Origin of the sequence: uncultured Sphingomonas sp., assembly GCF_913777625.1 — a bacterium.
GTDB lineage: Bacteria > Pseudomonadota > Alphaproteobacteria > Sphingomonadales > Sphingomonadaceae > Sphingomonas.
Genome location: NZ_CAJYTI010000002.1, coordinates 65,217 through 79,443, shown reverse-complemented (window position 1 = coordinate 79,443; position 14,227 = coordinate 65,217). Strand labels below are relative to the sequence as shown.

Sequence of the window (14,227 nt, the reverse complement as noted above, 5' to 3'; positions counted from 1 at the left end):
CCGGAACGGGGAAGGGGACCGCCGCCGCAGGCGGAGGTGGAGGGGCGCTTCCACACATGCATCCCTCGCTGCGATCCCCCTCCACCATGCTTCGCATGGTCCCCCTCCCCGTTCCGGGGAGGATCTGAAGGCTTCGATCCGGGAGGCACGCCCATGATGATGCTCTCCCGCACCGCCGCCGCGCTCTACTGGCTCGGCCGCTATGTCGAGCGCGCCGACTTCATCGCGCGGCTGGTGGAGGCCACCATTCGCCTCGATGCGCTCTCCGCCCGTCCCGCCGGCGAGGCCGCATGGCAAAGCGCGCTCACCGTCAGCTATACGGACGAGCTCTTCGCCGAAACCGGCCATCCTGCGACCCAAGCGCATGTCGCGCGCTTCCTGACGCTGGAGGCGGACAACCCCGGCTCGATCATCCGCTGCCTCGAAATGGCGCGTAACAACGCCCGCGCCGTGCGCACCGCGCTCACCCGCGAGGCCTGGACCGCAATCAACCGCGCCTGGTGGCTGTTCGCCAATCGTGCCTCGACCGGCGGGTCCACCGAGACGCTCCACCTGGTCGAGCAGATCAAGGGCGAGACCCGCGGTTTCGAAGGCGCGATCCACCGGATGATGCGCAACGAGGCGACGCTGCTGATCCAGCTCGGCGCCGCGATCGAGCGGGCGGACAACACCGCGCGACTGGTCGACGTGAAATACCATCTGCTGCTGCCGGCGGGCGAAAGCGTCGGCGGTGCGGTCGATCGCGACCAGTGGACGACGATCCTCCAGACCGTCTCCGCCGTCACCGCCTATCGCTGGCTCTATTCGGAGGGGCTCCGGCCGGACAACGTCATCGACCTGCTGGTCAGCCGCGCCGAGCTGCCGCGGAGCCTCGCGGCGTGCGTCGAGGAGAGCGTGACCCTGCTCAGCCAGCTCGCCAAGCGCACCGGCCTGCAGGGCGAGGCCGATCGCATGGCCCGCGCCCGCCTCGCCCGCATCCAGAAGGCGCGCACGCCCGACATCATCGTCGGCGGGCTGCACGAATATCTGGAGAATTTCATCACCGAGAACGCGCTGCTCGACGGTGCGATCGCTCGCCAGTTCCGGTTCCTCTGATGCGCATCGCCGTCGAACACCGCTCGATCTACCGCTTCACCCAGCCCCAGGCGCGGATCGTCCAGATGCTGCGCCTCACGCCGTGCGACACCCAGCACCAGACGGTGGTGAGCTGGATGGTCGGTGTCGATTGCGACGCCCGGCTGCGCGACGCGGTGGACGGCTATGGCAATGCGGTGACGATGCTCTATGCCGAGGGCCCGATCGAGGAAATCGAGATCGCGGTGACCGGCGAGGTGCTGACCACCGACAATGCCGGGGTGCTGCGCGGCACGTCCGATCCGCTGCCGCCCGCCCTGTTCCTGCGCACGACGCCGCGCACCGCGCCCAGCCAGGAGCTGACCGCGTTTGCGGCGGATGTGAGCGCGGGCACCGGCGATCCGATCGAGAAGCTCCACCGGCTCAACCAGGCACTGCACGCCCGCTTCCGCTGCGTGCCCGATGCGCCAGACACGGGCCTTACCGCCGCGCAGGCCTTTGCCGGCAAGGCGGAGGCGTCGCGCGACGTGGCGCAGATGTTCGTCGCCGCCGCGCGCACACTGGAGGCGCCCGCCCGCTACGTCTCGGGCTATCATCTCGACGGCACCCAGCAGTGCGCGCCGCACGCTTGGTGCGAGGCGTGGATCGACGGACTCGGCTGGGTGGCGTTCGATCCGGTGACCGGGATGTCGCCCGACGACGGCTATGTGCGCGTGGCCGTAGGGCTGGATTCCGAAGGCGCCGCGGCCGTTGCCGGCCACCGCATCGGCCATGGCGAGGAGCAGCTCGACGTCGATCTGCATGTCGATCGGCTGGGGAGCGAAGAGTAAGCGCCGGAGAACCTGCCCCTACGCCGAGCGGCCCCTCCACCGAACGTCATGCCAGCGGAAGCTGGCATCTCCCGCAGTAGCACCCTCTCGCTATCGCCAAGCCCCTGAGAGACCCCAGCTTTCGCTGGGGTGACGGCAGGTGGTGCGGTACGGGGCGTGGGCGGCTTGCGAACGCGGATACGTAGCCCCCAGCCGCGCCTTATTCCTTGTCGCGGTCGAACGGGTTCTTCGGCGCGCGCAGCACGAGCCGCACCGGCACCGCGCCGAAATCGAACTCGCGGCGCAGACCGTTGATCAGGTAGCGCTGATAGCTCATCGGCAGCAGATCGACGCGGGTGCCGAACAGCACGAAGCTGGGCGGGCGCGTCTTGTTCTGCGTGACGTAGCGCGGCTTGATCCGCTTGCCGCCGGGGGCGGGCGGCGGATTGGCCTCGATCGCGCGCTCGAACCAGCGGTTGAGCTGGCCGGTCGAAACGCGCCGCGACCAGGCGTCGCGGGTCTCGAACGCCACGCGCATCAGCGTGTCGATCCCCTTGCCGGTCACTGCCGAGACGGTGAGCAGCGGCACGCCCTTCACCTGCGCCAGCCCCTCGTCCAGCGCGCCCTTCACGCCGTTGAACAGGCTGGAGGCGTTTTCCGCCACGTCCCACTTGTTCATCGCGATGATCAGCGCGCGGCCTTCCTGCAGCACACGATCGGCGATTTTGAGGTCCTGCACCTCCAGCCCGCGCGTCGCGTCGAGCAGCAGCACCACGACTTCGGCAAAATCGATCGAGCGCAGCGTGTCGGCAACCGAGAGCTTTTCCAGCTTCTCCTCGACGCGCGCCTTCTTGCGAAGGCCGGCGGTGTCGACCAGCCGCACCTTGCGCGGCTTGTCCTCGAAATCGGTCCACTCATAGTCGATGGAGATCGAGTCGCGGGTGATGCCCGCCTCGGGCCCGGTGATCATCCGGTCCTCGCCGAGGATGCGGTTGACCAGCGTCGACTTGCCCGCATTCGGGCGGCCGACGATCGCCAGCTTGAGCGGCGCGTCGGGGCTCTCCGGATCCTCCTCCGGCTCTTCCTCGTCGCGGTCGACATGCGGCAGCAGCGCCTCGAACAGGTCGACCACGCCTTCGCCATGCTCTGCCGAGAAGGGGATCGGATTGCCCAGGCCCAGCGCCATCGCCTCCAGCACACCGGTCTCGCCGGCGCGGCCCTCGGCCTTGTTGGCCATCAGCACCACCGGCCGATCGGTCGAGCGCAACCAGCGGGCGATTTCCTCGTCGAGCGGGGTCACCCCCGCGCGCGAGTCGATCAGGAACAGCGAGACGTCCGCCTCGCGCACCGCCGCCTCGGTCTGCGCGCGCATCCGGCCGGGAAGCGTCGCGGCGTCCTCATCCTCATAGCCGGCAGTATCGATCACCCGGAATTCGAGACCGAGCAGGTTGGCATCGCCCTCGCGGCGATCGCGGGTGACGCCGGGCTGGTCGTCGACCAGCGCGAGGCGCTTTCCGACCAGCCGGTTGAACAGCGTCGACTTGCCCACATTGGGGCGTCCGATGATGGCGACGGTGGGCAAAGGCATGATCGATTCTCTAACGCAGACGAAAGGACGACGCAAAGTCGCCGAAAAAACGACAGGGGCCGGAGCGCTGCGCTCCGGCCCCCTTATGGGTTTTCTGCCCGGCAACGCGCCGGGGCAGCGGGCTCAACGATAGGCGGTCAGGCGACCCTTGTCGTCGAGCAGATAGAGCGTCTGGTTGGCGATCACCGGGGCGAGCGACAGCGGATCCTTGGTCTCCTTGGTGGAGAGCACGCTGCCATCCTTCGGCGACACCGAGACGATCTGGCCCAGCGTGTTGATCAGGAGCAGGCGACCGCCGGCCACGATCGGGCCCTTCCAGGCCACCGGGTTCTTCAGCTTCTTCTCGTTCTTGTACTTCTGCAGCTGGACGATCCAGCGCGGCTTGCCGTTGCTGCGCGACAGGCAGAGCAGGCGCGCATCGTCGGTCACCACGAACAGCCACTCGCCCGCCGCATAGGGCGAGGCGAGGCCGCCGATGCTCTGCTCCCATAGGGTCGAGCCGCTGGTGATGTCCACCGCGACCATCCGGCCACCCTCGCCGAGCGCATAGACGCGGCCCTGGTCGATCACCGGCTCGGCGTCGATGTCCGACAGCGACGAGACCGAGGTGGTCATGGTGTTGCGGGTGAGTACGTCGCCCCACAGCGACAGGCCGTTCTCGTAGCGATAGGCGTTGAGCTCGCCCGAGGAGAAGCCCGCAATCACCGTGCCCTGCGCCGAGGCAGGCGCCGCGACGCCGAACACGCCCTGCGATTCGAGGCTGGCGGTCGCGGTCCAGGAGACCTCGCCCTTGTCCTGGGTCAGCGCGAACAGCTGGTTGTCCTGCGTGACCACATAGACATTGCCGTTGGCCAGCGTCGGTGCACCGCGCAGGGGGCCGCCGGGGCGCTTGCGCCAGACTTCCTTGCCGTCCGCTTCCTGCAGCGCGACCACGTCGCCCAGGCCGTTCGACGCGAACACCCGGTCGCCCTCGACGCTGACGCCGCCGCCGAACAGCGCGCCGCGGCTGCGCTTGTCGGCGCCTGCGCCGGTATTCGCCTTCCACAGCTCGTTGCCGGTGTCCGCGGCCATCGCATGGACGACGCCCGCCTGGTCGATCACGAACAGCTTGTTGCCTTCGATCACCGGCGAGGCGGCGAGCCGCTCGCTCTTCGACGGCTTGGCGACCTGACGCGACCAGAGGCGCGACAGCGACTCGCCCAGCGCCAGATGCCCCATCGCCTTGCTCGCGCTGCCGCCCGGCTGGCTCCAGTTCTCGTTCACCGTTGCCTCGGGCAGCTGCACCTCAATGCCGGCCAGCGTCTTGTCCGAAGTGATGTCGTTCTCGGTCATCAGGATCGGCACGCGCTCGCCGAGCACGGGCGTCTTCTTGCCGCCGCTGCCCTTGAAGACACCGCAGCCGCTCACCAGCGCGAGCGCGGCCACTGCCGTTACAACGCGAACCTTCGTGTTCATTTAGCTTGCTTTTCCTGGGTCTGGGCGGTCGTCGTCGGGGCGACCGAGAGCGTCTTGGCGAGTTCGGCGGTGCGTTCGCGGATCGAATCCGGCACGCGGGTCCCCGCCTCGCTCAGCTGGCGATAGAGCTTCGCGGCCTCGGCGCGCTTGCCCGATTTCAGATAGGCGGCCGCCACCATCTCGCCGGCCGAACCGAACCAGGGCGAATCGGGGTTGGCGAAGGTGCCGAGGCGCTGGATCACGTCCTGCGGCTTGAGCGTGTCGAACTCGGCCTGGGTCTGGCGCACCAGCGCCACGTCGCGGAACGGCTGGGCGAGCTTGGCATCGGTCACCACGCTGGCGAACTTGGCCGCTGCGCCCTTCTTGTCGCCGCGCTGGAACAGCAGATTGCCCTCGGTGAAGCGCGCCATTGCGGCATAGCCGTCCTCGCCCTGCGCCAGCTTGTCGAGCGCCGGCGTCGCCTGGGCGGCCTGGTTCTGCGCGGCGAGCTGGAGGGCGGCGTCATATTCCTCGCCCCGCGCCTCGGCGGCGGTGCGCTGGGTGTGGTCGTAATAGAGCCAGCCGGCGACCGCGATCAGGAACAGGACGACGCCGGCCGCGACCCACACGCCATAGCGACGGCCGGCGCGGATCAGCTGGTCACGACGATATTCCTCGTCGACTTCGCGAAGAAAGGCCTCGTCGGTGGTACCGGAAGGAGGAAGCGCCAAAATCTACTCCATGGGTCTGATGCGGCCGCGGACCTTAGCGCCGCGTGCCGTGAACGCAAATCGCCCTACTCCGTCAGTCCTTCGGCGCATAGACCTGATCCGGTCCCGGAAAGACCCGGGCCCGTACCTCGGCGGCATAGGTTTCAACCGCGGCGGAAATGCGGCCGGCCATGTCGTCATAGCGCTTCACGAAGCGGGGCGTGCGCTCGAACAGGCCGAGCATGTCCTCGGCGACGAGCACCTGGCCATCGCACTGGGCCGAGGCGCCGATGCCGATGGTGGGGCATTGGACCTTGCTCGTGATCTCCACCGCGATCGGCTCGACCACGCCCTCGACGACGATCGCGAAGGCGCCGGCCGCGTCCATCGCCACCGCGTCGCCGACCAGCTTTGCGCGCTCGGCATCGCTGCGACCGCGCGCGCCATAGCCGCCAAGCACGTTGATCGCCTGCGGGGTGAGCCCGATATGGCCGATCACCGGAATGCCGCGCTCGTTGAGGAACTGGACCGTCGGCGCCATCGCCGCGCCGCCTTCGAGCTTCACCGCCGCCGCGCCGGTTTCCTTGAGCAGCCGCGCGGCGCTCTCGAACGCCTGTTGCGGCGAGGATTCGTAGCTGCCGAACGGCATGTCGATCACCACCAGCGCGTGGTAGCTGCCGCGCACTACCGCAGCGCCGTGCGCCGCCATCATCTCGAGCGTGACCGGCACGGTGGACGGCAGGCCGTAGATCACCTGGCCGAGGCTGTCGCCGACCAGCAGCATGTCGCACTGCTCGTCCATCAGCTGCGCCATCCGGACCGTGTAGGCGGTGAGCATCACCAGCGGCTCGCCGCCCTTGCGCTTGCGGATCGCCGGCACGGTGACGCGCTTCATCGGCGCGGGCGTGGGGTTGGCGCGGCTGGTGGCGGTATCGAGGGTGAGCTGATGCGACATGGCGCGGGGTCTAGCGGCTCGCGGCCGCCGCCGCCAGTGCTGCAGGAAATCCCGCCCGTGCCGGCAGGGCTATCCATATGAAGCCGAGGGTCGGCGGCATCTCGAAAACCCATCGTCATTCCCGCGAAGGCGGGAATTCATTGCCCTCGACGCTTGGGGAAAGAACCGCCGCGTCAGCGTCAATGGATCCCCGCCTTCGCGGGGATGACGCGGTGTTTTGCCCAGCTGCTATGCCCTGCCCTCGCAGGGGAGGATCTACGCTATCAGCGGATCCAGCCGCGCCGCGTCGCCATGCCGGCGAGCCAGATCTGGAAGATCGCCACGCCCAGGATGAACGCCGGAATCACGAACGCCTGAACCGGACCGGACACCATGCCGGTCGCGAACAGATAGCCGAACTGCACGATCACCGCCGCGAGCGACACGACGTAGAGAATGTTCGCCTTGCGCGAGCGGCGCAGCATCGCCAGCGACCCGAGCAGGCTGGCGCCGACGCCGATCGCGTAATCGACCAGGAACCAGCGGGGAACCGCCTGATAATATTCCCAATTCCAGAAGGCGAGCTCACTCGCGCGCTGGGGCGAGAGGGTGGCATGGGAATAGAAAATAAGGCAGCCGAGCAGCCCCCACAGGAGGAGCATCGTCGCGACGGTCCGGAACCAGCTGGCCGGTCGTTGTCGAATGTAGGATGCCATGCGACCCCAATATTCCGCGTCTGTTACAATGTTAATCTAGGATAAACACGGAGCTTAGACCACGAAGTCGCGGAAATATCACCCTCAGAGCAACGCGCGGGCGTAGCGTTCCACCGCGAATCCGATCAGAATTCCGCCCGGATATTCCAGCACCGGCCGTTTGATCATCGAAGGCTGCGCGATCATCAGCGCGCTTGCCTTGGCCGAATCGAGATCGACCTTGTCGGCATCGGGCAGCTTGCGGAAGGTGGTGCCGGCACGATTGAGCAGCGGTTCCCAGCCTTCTGCTTCGACCCAGCGCGCGAGCCGCGCCGGATCGACGCCTTCCGCCTTATAGTCATGGAACACATAGGCGACCGCATTGGCGTCGAGCCAGGCCCGGGCCTTCTTCATCGTGTCGCAGTTCTTGATGCCGTAGAGCGCTATCGTCATGCCGCCCCTAGTGGAGGAAACGGCCGAGCGTCACAACCGGCTGAGGCTCCAGTCCCAGCGCGCGGTAGAAACCGATCGCCGCAGCATTGCCTTCGCGGACCATCAGCTGGAGCTTGGGGCAGCCCCGCGCGCGCAGCCAGCTTTCGGCCGCCGCCATCAGCGCGCGGCCATGCCCCTGCCCGCGCGCCGCCTCGGCCACCGCAAGATAATAGATCCAGCCGCGATGCCCGTCATCGCCGACCATCGCGCTGCCGAGCAGCGTCTCGCCGTCGCGGAGCAGCAGGATGGTCGAGGTCGCGCCCGCCACCGCCCGGTCGAAATCCGCACCGGGGTCGTTCCACGGCCGGGTGAGGCCGGCCGCCTGCCACAAGGCGACCACCGCCGAACGATCGGCGGCGGTCGCTTCGAGGAGGTGCGTCACTTCGCGTCGGCGGCGAAGCGGAAGCTGACGGCGATGCCGTCCGGGATCGTGCTCGCGTCGCTCCACTGCCCCTTGCCGACGCCGAAGCTCAGGCGCTTCACGGTCGCAGTGCCGCTGGCCTGGGCGTGGTTGCCGTCGATCTTGAGCGTGAAGCTCACCGGCACCGGCTTGCTGGCACCCGCCAGATCGAGCGTGCCGTCGGCGACATAGCCATTGCCCTGCTTGCGGATGCGGGTGGCAGCGAAATGCGCCTTGGGATGCGCGCCGATCCCGAAGAAATCGTCGCCCTTCAGCGTATCGTCGCGCTCCGAATCGCCGCTGCTGACCGAGGCAAGGTCGACATCGACCGCGATCTTCGAATGGGCGAGGTCGTCGGGGCTGAACTGGATATCGGCAGTCCAGCGGGTGAAGCGGCCGTTGATCGGCTCGCCGCTATAGACGGTGTGGAAGCCGAGCGAGCCGCCCGGAGCCAGCTTCCAGCTGCGCACCGGTACGGCTGCGCTGGTCGCCGAAGCCGAGGGCGACGGGCTCGGTGCCGGGCTGGCCGACGCCTCCGGCGCCGGAGTCGGCGCTGCGGGGGCGAGCGGCACGTCGGGAGTCGAGACCGGGCTGGGCAGCGGCTGCGACGGCAGCGGCGCCTCGGCATGGCCGCGATAGCGCCATGAGCCGGTGAGGAACGCCGCGACGCAGGCGGCGAGCGCCACCACCACCGCGATCGACAGCGCCGGGCGACGGCCGACCGCCGCCGGCATCATCCGCGCGATCAGATCGTCGCGCAGCAGATGGTGCCGCAGCGCCCCCGCGACGTGCAGCACGAACAGCCCGGCGAGCAGCAAGCCGATCAGGCCATGGATTCTCTCCGCGGGCACGTTGAGCGCCGCGCTCACCGGCAGATGCGGCAGCGGCACCAGCCCGAACAGCAGCGTCGGCAATTTCACCCGCGCGGTCGAGACGATGATCCAGCCGGTCAGCGGCCCCAGGATCATCACGCCGTAGAGCAGCCAGTGCACCGCGCTCGCGAGCAGCTTCACCGGCGCGGGGCCGTCTGCCGCCGCCGGGCGTGGCACCGCCAGCCGCACCAGCAACCGCGCGAGCGACAGCACGAGGATCAGAATGCCCACCGACTTGTGGAACTGGAAGGCGATGAAGCGGGTGGAATTGGGCAGATCCTCCAGCGACCAGCCGAGGCCGAGCTGGAAGAGCAGCAACAGGGCCAGCGCCCAGTGCAGCAGGATCGCAATCCCGTTATATCGTTCGGTGAGCTTCGCCACTCTGCGCCTCGCTTTTCGAAAAATCCCTGCGCCCTCGTTAGCCGAATCGGCGCCGCAACGATCCTTTGTTGCGCCCAGCCGCCGCCGCCAGGCAATAGCAGCGGCTGGAAACACAGCGTTCCGGAAGCTGTCGTCGCACGCCGCAAGGGCTTTGACCTTTGCGGGCACATTCCGCACAACCGCGGCAATGCCCGATCCCCTGCGCAGCATCGCCTTTGAAGGCGTCGGCAAATCCTATGCGAAGGGCGTGCGGGCGGTGGACGATGTTTCGCTGGAGATTGCCGGCGGAAGCTTCGTCGCGCTGGTCGGGGCCTCCGGCTCGGGCAAGTCGACACTGCTCAAGATGATCAACCGGCTGGTCGAACCCAGTGCAGGCCGCGTGACGATCGACGGTGCCCCGGTCGATGCCGAACCGGCGCATCTGCTCCGCCGCCGGATCGGCTATGTCTTCCAGAATGTCGGGCTGTTTCCGCACCTCACGGTGGGCGAGAATGTCGCGATCGGCCTCAAGCTGGCGGGGGTGCGGGACCGCGCGGCCCGCGTCGCCGAACTGCTCCGCCTGGTCGATCTGCCGGAGACGATGACCGATCGCGCGCCCGATGCGCTGTCGGGCGGGCAGCGCCAGCGCGTCGGCGTCGCCCGCGCACTGGCCACCGGCCCCAAATTGCTGCTGATGGACGAACCGTTCGGCGCGCTGGACCCGGTGACCCGCGATGCGCTGGGCAAGGCGATCCGGGGGCTGCACGAAAACATGGGGCTCACCACCATTCTGGTGACCCACGACATGGCGGAGGCGCTGCTGCTCGCCGATCGCGTCCTGGTGATGGAGGCGGGCCGCGTCGTCGGCGATGCGACGCCGCGCGAGCTGCTCGCCGGCAAGGGCGGCGCCGCCGCCGATGCGCTGGTCGCGGTGCCGCGCGATCAGGCCGAGCGACTGGCGGCGCTCGGCCGATGACCGCTGCCTTTGCCCGCGTGCCCGAATTGCTGGCGCAGCACCTGCTGCTCGCCATGGCCGCGCTGCTGCTCGGCATCGCGATCAGCCTGCCGCTGGCGGTGCTCTCGGCGCACCATCGCGGCGTGGCGCGGGTGGCACTGGGTCTGGCGAGCCTGATCCAGACCATCCCCAGCCTGGCGCTGCTGGCGCTGTTCTACCCGTTGCTGCTCTCGCTTTCCACGCTGGTCGGCGGCGGCATCCCGGCGCTGGGCTTCCTGCCCTCGCTGCTCGCGCTAACCCTCTATGCGCTGCTGCCGATCCTGCGCAACGCGGTGACCGGGCTCGCCACGCTCGATCCCGCCGTGCGGGAGGCGGCGGACGGCGTGGGCATGACGCGGTGGCAGACGCTGTGGCTGGTCGAGGCACCGCTGGTCGCACCGGTGGTGATGGCCGGCATCCGCACCGCCGCGGTATGGACGATCGGCGCCGCCACGCTCTCCACCACCGTCGGCCAGCCGAGCCTGGGCGACCTGATCTTCGCCGGGCTGCAGACCCAGAACTGGGCGCTGGTGCTGGCGGGCTGCATCGTCGCCGCTGCCCTCGCGCTGGCGGTCGATGCGCTGCTGGGCCTCGCCGAATGGGGCATTGCGCGCCGTCGCCGGGGGTTGGTGTGGCTCAGCCTCGGACTGCTCGTCGCGGGCGGCATGGCGACACTCGCGCCTGCCTGGCCGGCCGCACGCGGCACGGTGACGATCGGCGCCAAGGGCTTTTCCGAGCAATATATCCTTGCCCGGCTGATCGGCGCGCGGCTGGAGGCGGCGGGCTATGCGGTGCGCTACCGCGAGGGGCTGGGCTCGGGCGTCGCCTATGGTGCGCTCGCAAGCAATGCGATCGACGTCTATGTCGACTATTCGGGCACGATCTGGACCAACCAGATGCACCGCAGCGACGTGCCGCCGCGCGCCGAGATCGTCCGCGGCGTCGCCGATTGGGCGAAGCGGACCAGCAACGTCACGCTGCTCGGGCCGCTCGGCTTCGAGAATGCCTATGCCTTCGTGATGCGCGGCGACGACGCCCGCCGCCGCGGCATCGCGACCATCGCCGATCTCGCCGGGGTAGCCCCGTCGCTGAAGCTCGCCACCGACATCGAATTTCTCGAGCGCTCCGAATGGAAGGCGGTACAGGCGGCCTATGGCCTGCGCTTCGCCGAGGCGCACCCCTATCAGCCGACCTTCATGTACCGGGCGCTGGCCAGCGGCGCAGCCGACGTGATCCCCGCCTTCTCCTCGGACGGTCGCATCGCCGCGCAGGGGCTGGCGGTGCTGAAGGATCCCAAGGGTGCGATCCCCGGCTACGACGCGATCCTGCTGATCGCGCCCGCGCGTGCCCACGACCAGCGTTTCCAGTCGGCCCTGCGCCCGCTGATCGGCGCGATTTCCGTGGAGCGGATGCGCGAGGCCAATTTGCAGGTCGATCGCGATACCGACAAGCAAAGCCCCGACGCGGCGGCCCGGTGGCTGGGCACGCATCTCTCCCCACCCCGCCCCATCGCCACGCCGTAGCGGCCGCACCGCGACGACGATACGGGGCTATCGCTGCCGGCCGCGATTGGCCTATCGAGCACAGTTCGCCGCTTTTGCGACAATCCAAGGACCCGACGCTTGACCGACCTCGCCTCTCCCCATCGGCTCGACGAAGCGCGCGCGACACTGGCTGCGGCCATGGCGCTGCACGAGCAGGGCGATCTGGAAGGTGCCGAGACGGGCTACCGGGCGGTACTGGCGCAGGGCTATCGCGCGGCCGAGGTGCTGCCGCTGCTCGCCGGGCTGCTCGGGCGCCTTTCCCGCGCCGAGGATGCGCTCGTCGCCTGGGACCAACTGCTCGAGATCGCGCCCGAGGATGCGGTGGCGCTCCACGAAAAGGGGCTGACGCTCCACTGGCTCAATCGCACGGACGAGGCGATTGCCGCGCTGGAACGGGCGAACGCGCTCGATCCCGACAATCCGATCGCGATCGGCAATCTCGCGGTGGTGCTCGCCGATGCCGGCCGCAACCTCGAGGCGATCCAGCACTTCCGCCGCGCGCTCGCGCTGCAGCCGGACAATCTGCACCTGCGCCACCAGGTCCGCCGGCTCGGCTCGGGCGCGGTGCCCTTCTGGCACATCCCGATGATGAACGACGCGCCGCGCAACGACGCGTTCGAAGCTGCGATCCAGGCGGCGATCGCGCGCAAGGGCACGGGCGCGCGCGTGCTCGATATCGGCGCGGGCAGCGGCCTCTTGTCGCTGATGGCGGCGCGGGCCGGTGCCGAGCGTGTGGTGGCGTGCGAGATGGAGCCGCTGATCGCCGAGATGGCGCAGCAGATCGTCGCGCAGAACGGCTACAGAGACCGCATCACCGTCCACGCCAAGCCCTCGACCGAACTGGCGATCGGCGCGGAGCTGGACGGCCCGGCCGACATCCTCGTCTCCGAAATTCTCTCCAGCGACCTGCTGACCGAGAAGGTGCTCGATACCTTCGAGGACGCGCATCGCCGCCTGCTCGCCCCCGATGCGCTGGTGATCCCCAACGCCGCCAGCGCGATGGGGTGCCTGGTGGCGAGCGACACGCTGGCCGACTATGCCTTTGTCGGCGAGGTTTCCGGCTTCGACCTTTCCGCCTTCGCCGCCTTCGCGCCGCAGCGGCTGCCGATCCACGGCACGATGACCGGCTGGCAGCGCCTGTCCGACGATGTCGAACTGGTCCGCCTCGACCTCACCCAGAAGAAGCACGACGCCACCCTCGCCCGGCTGCGCATCCCGGTCACCGCCAGCGGGCGGGCGATCGGCATCGTCCAGTGGATGCACATCGATCTGTGGGAAGGCGTGACCTTCGACAACCACCCCGATGGCTATGCCGATGGCGGCTGGCTGCAGGTGCTGCACAGCTTCCCGGCGCCGATCAACGTGGTGGCGGGCGAGCATCTCGACATCGCGGTCGGCCATGACCGGATCACGCTGATCCTCTGGCCGCTGCCCGCCCAGCCCGCCTGAGTGGATCAGGCCGGCCGGTCGCCCATTCGCTCGCCGAGCCGCACCGGCCGTTCCGGCGCCCAGCGTTGCTCGAACGTGATCGCACCCTGGCGGAACAGCATCACGACGGTGGAGCCGAGCAGGAAGCGGCCCATTTCCGCGCCCTGCTCCAGCACGATCGCCTGATCGTCATAGGTCCATTCGCTCGGGCGCCCGGTGCGCCTGGCGTTTACCACGCCGTGCCACACCGTCGCGATGCTGCCGACGATCGTCGCGCCGACCAGCACCATTGCGAACGGGCCATGCTCGGCGCTTTCGAACAGGCACACGACGCGCTCGTTGCGCGCGAACAGGCCCGGCACGCCGCGCGCGGTGACCGGGTTCACCGAGAACAGGCTGCCGGGAATATGAATCATGCGCGTCAGCCGGCCGGTGCAGGGCATGTGCAGGCGATGATAGTCGCGCGGCGACAGATAGAGGTTGGCGAAGCTGCCATGGCGAAACGCCGCCGCCAGCGTCGCGTCCCCGCCCAGCAGCGCGGTGGTGGTGTAGCGATGCCCCTTGGCCTGGACGATCTGGTCGTCGTCGATCGCACCCAACTGGCTGATCGCGCCATCGACGGGACTCACGAAAGCCGCATCCGCGATGGGGCGGGCGCCCGGCTTCAGCGCGCGGGTGAAGAAGTCGTTGAAGCTGGCATAGCTGGCGATCTCCGGATCGGCCGCCTCGCCCATATCGACGCCATAATGGGCGACGAACCGGCGGATCGCCGCGCGCGTCGCCCCCCCGCCCCGCGCGCCCGCCGCCCGGCCGGCCAGCGAAGTCAGCAGCCGTTTCGGCAAGGCATGTTGCAGCAGCACGGCGAGACGGTCGGACATTCAGGCTCCCTATCA

At 68.8% G+C, this 14,227-nt stretch carries 14 protein-coding genes; 5 read left to right on the top strand and 9 right to left on the bottom strand.

All coding sequences use genetic code 11. The features are described 5' to 3' along the window. The first annotated feature begins 159 nt into the window (after nt 1–159). Together QZ814_RS01360 and QZ814_RS01355 are read left to right on the top strand one after the other, a co-directional pair. Nucleotides 160–1,095: an alpha-E domain-containing protein gene (locus QZ814_RS01360; RefSeq protein ID WP_294329268.1), complete on the top strand. Its 936-nt coding sequence runs from the start codon at nt 160–162 to the stop codon at nt 1,093–1,095. Then, entirely contained in the window at nt 1,095–1,904 is an 810-nt protein-coding gene (locus tag QZ814_RS01355) for a transglutaminase family protein (protein WP_294329245.1), read from the top strand. The genes QZ814_RS01360 and QZ814_RS01355 overlap by 1 nt, the downstream gene beginning before the upstream one ends. Nucleotides 1,905–2,103: 199 nt before the next feature. Here QZ814_RS01355 and der read toward each other — a convergent pair whose 3' ends face one another. The 8 genes from der to QZ814_RS01315 form a co-directional block, all read right to left on the bottom strand. Beyond that, the gene (der, locus tag QZ814_RS01350) at nt 2,104–3,471 is read right to left on the bottom strand and encodes a ribosome biogenesis GTPase Der (RefSeq protein WP_294329244.1); all 1,368 of its coding nucleotides are present in this window, start codon (nt 3,469–3,471) and stop codon (nt 2,104–2,106) included. 123 nt (nt 3,472–3,594) lie between these two features. Then, entirely contained in the window at nt 3,595–4,926 is a 1,332-nt protein-coding gene (locus QZ814_RS01345) for a PQQ-like beta-propeller repeat protein (protein WP_294329243.1), read from the bottom strand. Further along, entirely contained in the window at nt 4,923–5,636 is a 714-nt protein-coding gene (locus QZ814_RS01340; RefSeq protein ID WP_294329242.1) for a tetratricopeptide repeat protein, read from the bottom strand. The genes QZ814_RS01345 and QZ814_RS01340 overlap by 4 nt, the downstream gene beginning before the upstream one ends. A 73-nt stretch (nt 5,637–5,709) precedes the next feature. Next, the gene (gene panB / locus QZ814_RS01335) at nt 5,710–6,570 is read right to left on the bottom strand and encodes a 3-methyl-2-oxobutanoate hydroxymethyltransferase (RefSeq protein ID WP_294329241.1); all 861 of its coding nucleotides are present in this window, start codon (nt 6,568–6,570) and stop codon (nt 5,710–5,712) included. A 263-nt stretch (nt 6,571–6,833) separates the two neighbouring features. Continuing rightward, complete coding sequence (locus QZ814_RS01330) at nt 6,834–7,265, bottom strand: hypothetical protein (RefSeq protein WP_294329240.1); 432 nt, start codon at nt 7,263–7,265, stop codon at nt 6,834–6,836. 84 nt (nt 7,266–7,349) lie between these two features. Then, nucleotides 7,350–7,697 (bottom strand): ArsC family reductase, encoded by a 348-nt coding sequence (locus tag QZ814_RS01325; RefSeq protein WP_294329239.1) that lies wholly within the window; start codon nt 7,695–7,697, stop codon nt 7,350–7,352. Between the two features lie 7 nt (nt 7,698–7,704). After that, on the bottom strand, nt 7,705–8,118 hold the full coding sequence (locus tag QZ814_RS01320; protein ID WP_294329238.1) for a GNAT family acetyltransferase: 414 nt from the start codon (nt 8,116–8,118) through the stop codon (nt 7,705–7,707). Further along, on the bottom strand, nt 8,115–9,389 hold the full coding sequence (locus tag QZ814_RS01315) for a YceI family protein (protein WP_294329237.1): 1,275 nt from the start codon (nt 9,387–9,389) through the stop codon (nt 8,115–8,117). Before QZ814_RS01315 ends, QZ814_RS01320 begins: the two co-directional genes overlap by 4 nt. Before the next feature lie 187 nt (nt 9,390–9,576). Here QZ814_RS01315 and QZ814_RS01310 point away from each other — a divergent pair, with 187 nt between their 5' ends. The 3 genes from QZ814_RS01310 to QZ814_RS01300 all read left to right on the top strand — a co-directional run bounded on the left by QZ814_RS01310 (nt 9,577) and on the right by QZ814_RS01300 (nt 13,355). Beyond that, on the top strand, nt 9,577–10,344 hold the full coding sequence (locus QZ814_RS01310) for an ATP-binding cassette domain-containing protein (RefSeq protein ID WP_294329236.1): 768 nt from the start codon (nt 9,577–9,579) through the stop codon (nt 10,342–10,344). Continuing rightward, entirely contained in the window at nt 10,341–11,885 is a 1,545-nt protein-coding gene (locus QZ814_RS01305; protein ID WP_294329235.1) for an ABC transporter permease/substrate-binding protein, read from the top strand. Before QZ814_RS01310 ends, QZ814_RS01305 begins: the two co-directional genes overlap by 4 nt. Nucleotides 11,886–11,984: 99 nt before the next feature. Next, a complete protein-coding gene (locus tag QZ814_RS01300; protein ID WP_294329234.1) occupies nt 11,985–13,355 on the top strand; it encodes a 50S ribosomal protein L11 methyltransferase in 1,371 nt (456 codons plus the stop codon). 5 nt (nt 13,356–13,360) lie between these two features. Here the strand turns inward: QZ814_RS01300 and asd are convergent, their stop codons facing one another. Next, nucleotides 13,361–14,212, bottom strand: coding sequence for an archaetidylserine decarboxylase (asd, locus tag QZ814_RS01295; RefSeq protein WP_294329233.1), 852 nt, complete (start codon nt 14,210–14,212; stop codon nt 13,361–13,363). Between the last annotated feature and the right edge of the window lie 15 nt (nt 14,213–14,227).

Excerpts from the sequence above, each read along its gene's own strand:
- QZ814_RS01360 (WP_294329268.1), top strand. The coding sequence starts at position 160 with ATGCTCTCCCGCACCGCCGCCGCGCTCTACTGGCTCGGCCGCTATGTC.
- QZ814_RS01355 (WP_294329245.1), top strand. The coding sequence starts at position 1,095 with ATGCGCATCGCCGTCGAACACCGCTCGATCTACCGCTTCACCCAGCCC.
- der (WP_294329244.1), bottom strand. The coding sequence starts at position 3,471 with ATGCCTTTGCCCACCGTCGCCATCATCGGACGCCCCAATGTGGGCAAG.
- QZ814_RS01345 (WP_294329243.1), bottom strand. The coding sequence starts at position 4,926 with ATGAACACGAAGGTTCGCGTTGTAACGGCAGTGGCCGCGCTCGCGCTG.
- panB (WP_294329241.1), bottom strand. The coding sequence starts at position 6,570 with ATGTCGCATCAGCTCACCCTCGATACCGCCACCAGCCGCGCCAACCCC.
- QZ814_RS01330 (WP_294329240.1), bottom strand. The coding sequence starts at position 7,265 with ATGGCATCCTACATTCGACAACGACCGGCCAGCTGGTTCCGGACCGTC.
- QZ814_RS01325 (WP_294329239.1), bottom strand. The coding sequence starts at position 7,697 with ATGACGATAGCGCTCTACGGCATCAAGAACTGCGACACGATGAAGAAG.
- QZ814_RS01310 (WP_294329236.1), top strand. The coding sequence starts at position 9,577 with ATGCCCGATCCCCTGCGCAGCATCGCCTTTGAAGGCGTCGGCAAATCC.
- QZ814_RS01305 (WP_294329235.1), top strand. The coding sequence starts at position 10,341 with ATGACCGCTGCCTTTGCCCGCGTGCCCGAATTGCTGGCGCAGCACCTG.
- asd (WP_294329233.1), bottom strand. The coding sequence starts at position 14,212 with ATGTCCGACCGTCTCGCCGTGCTGCTGCAACATGCCTTGCCGAAACGG.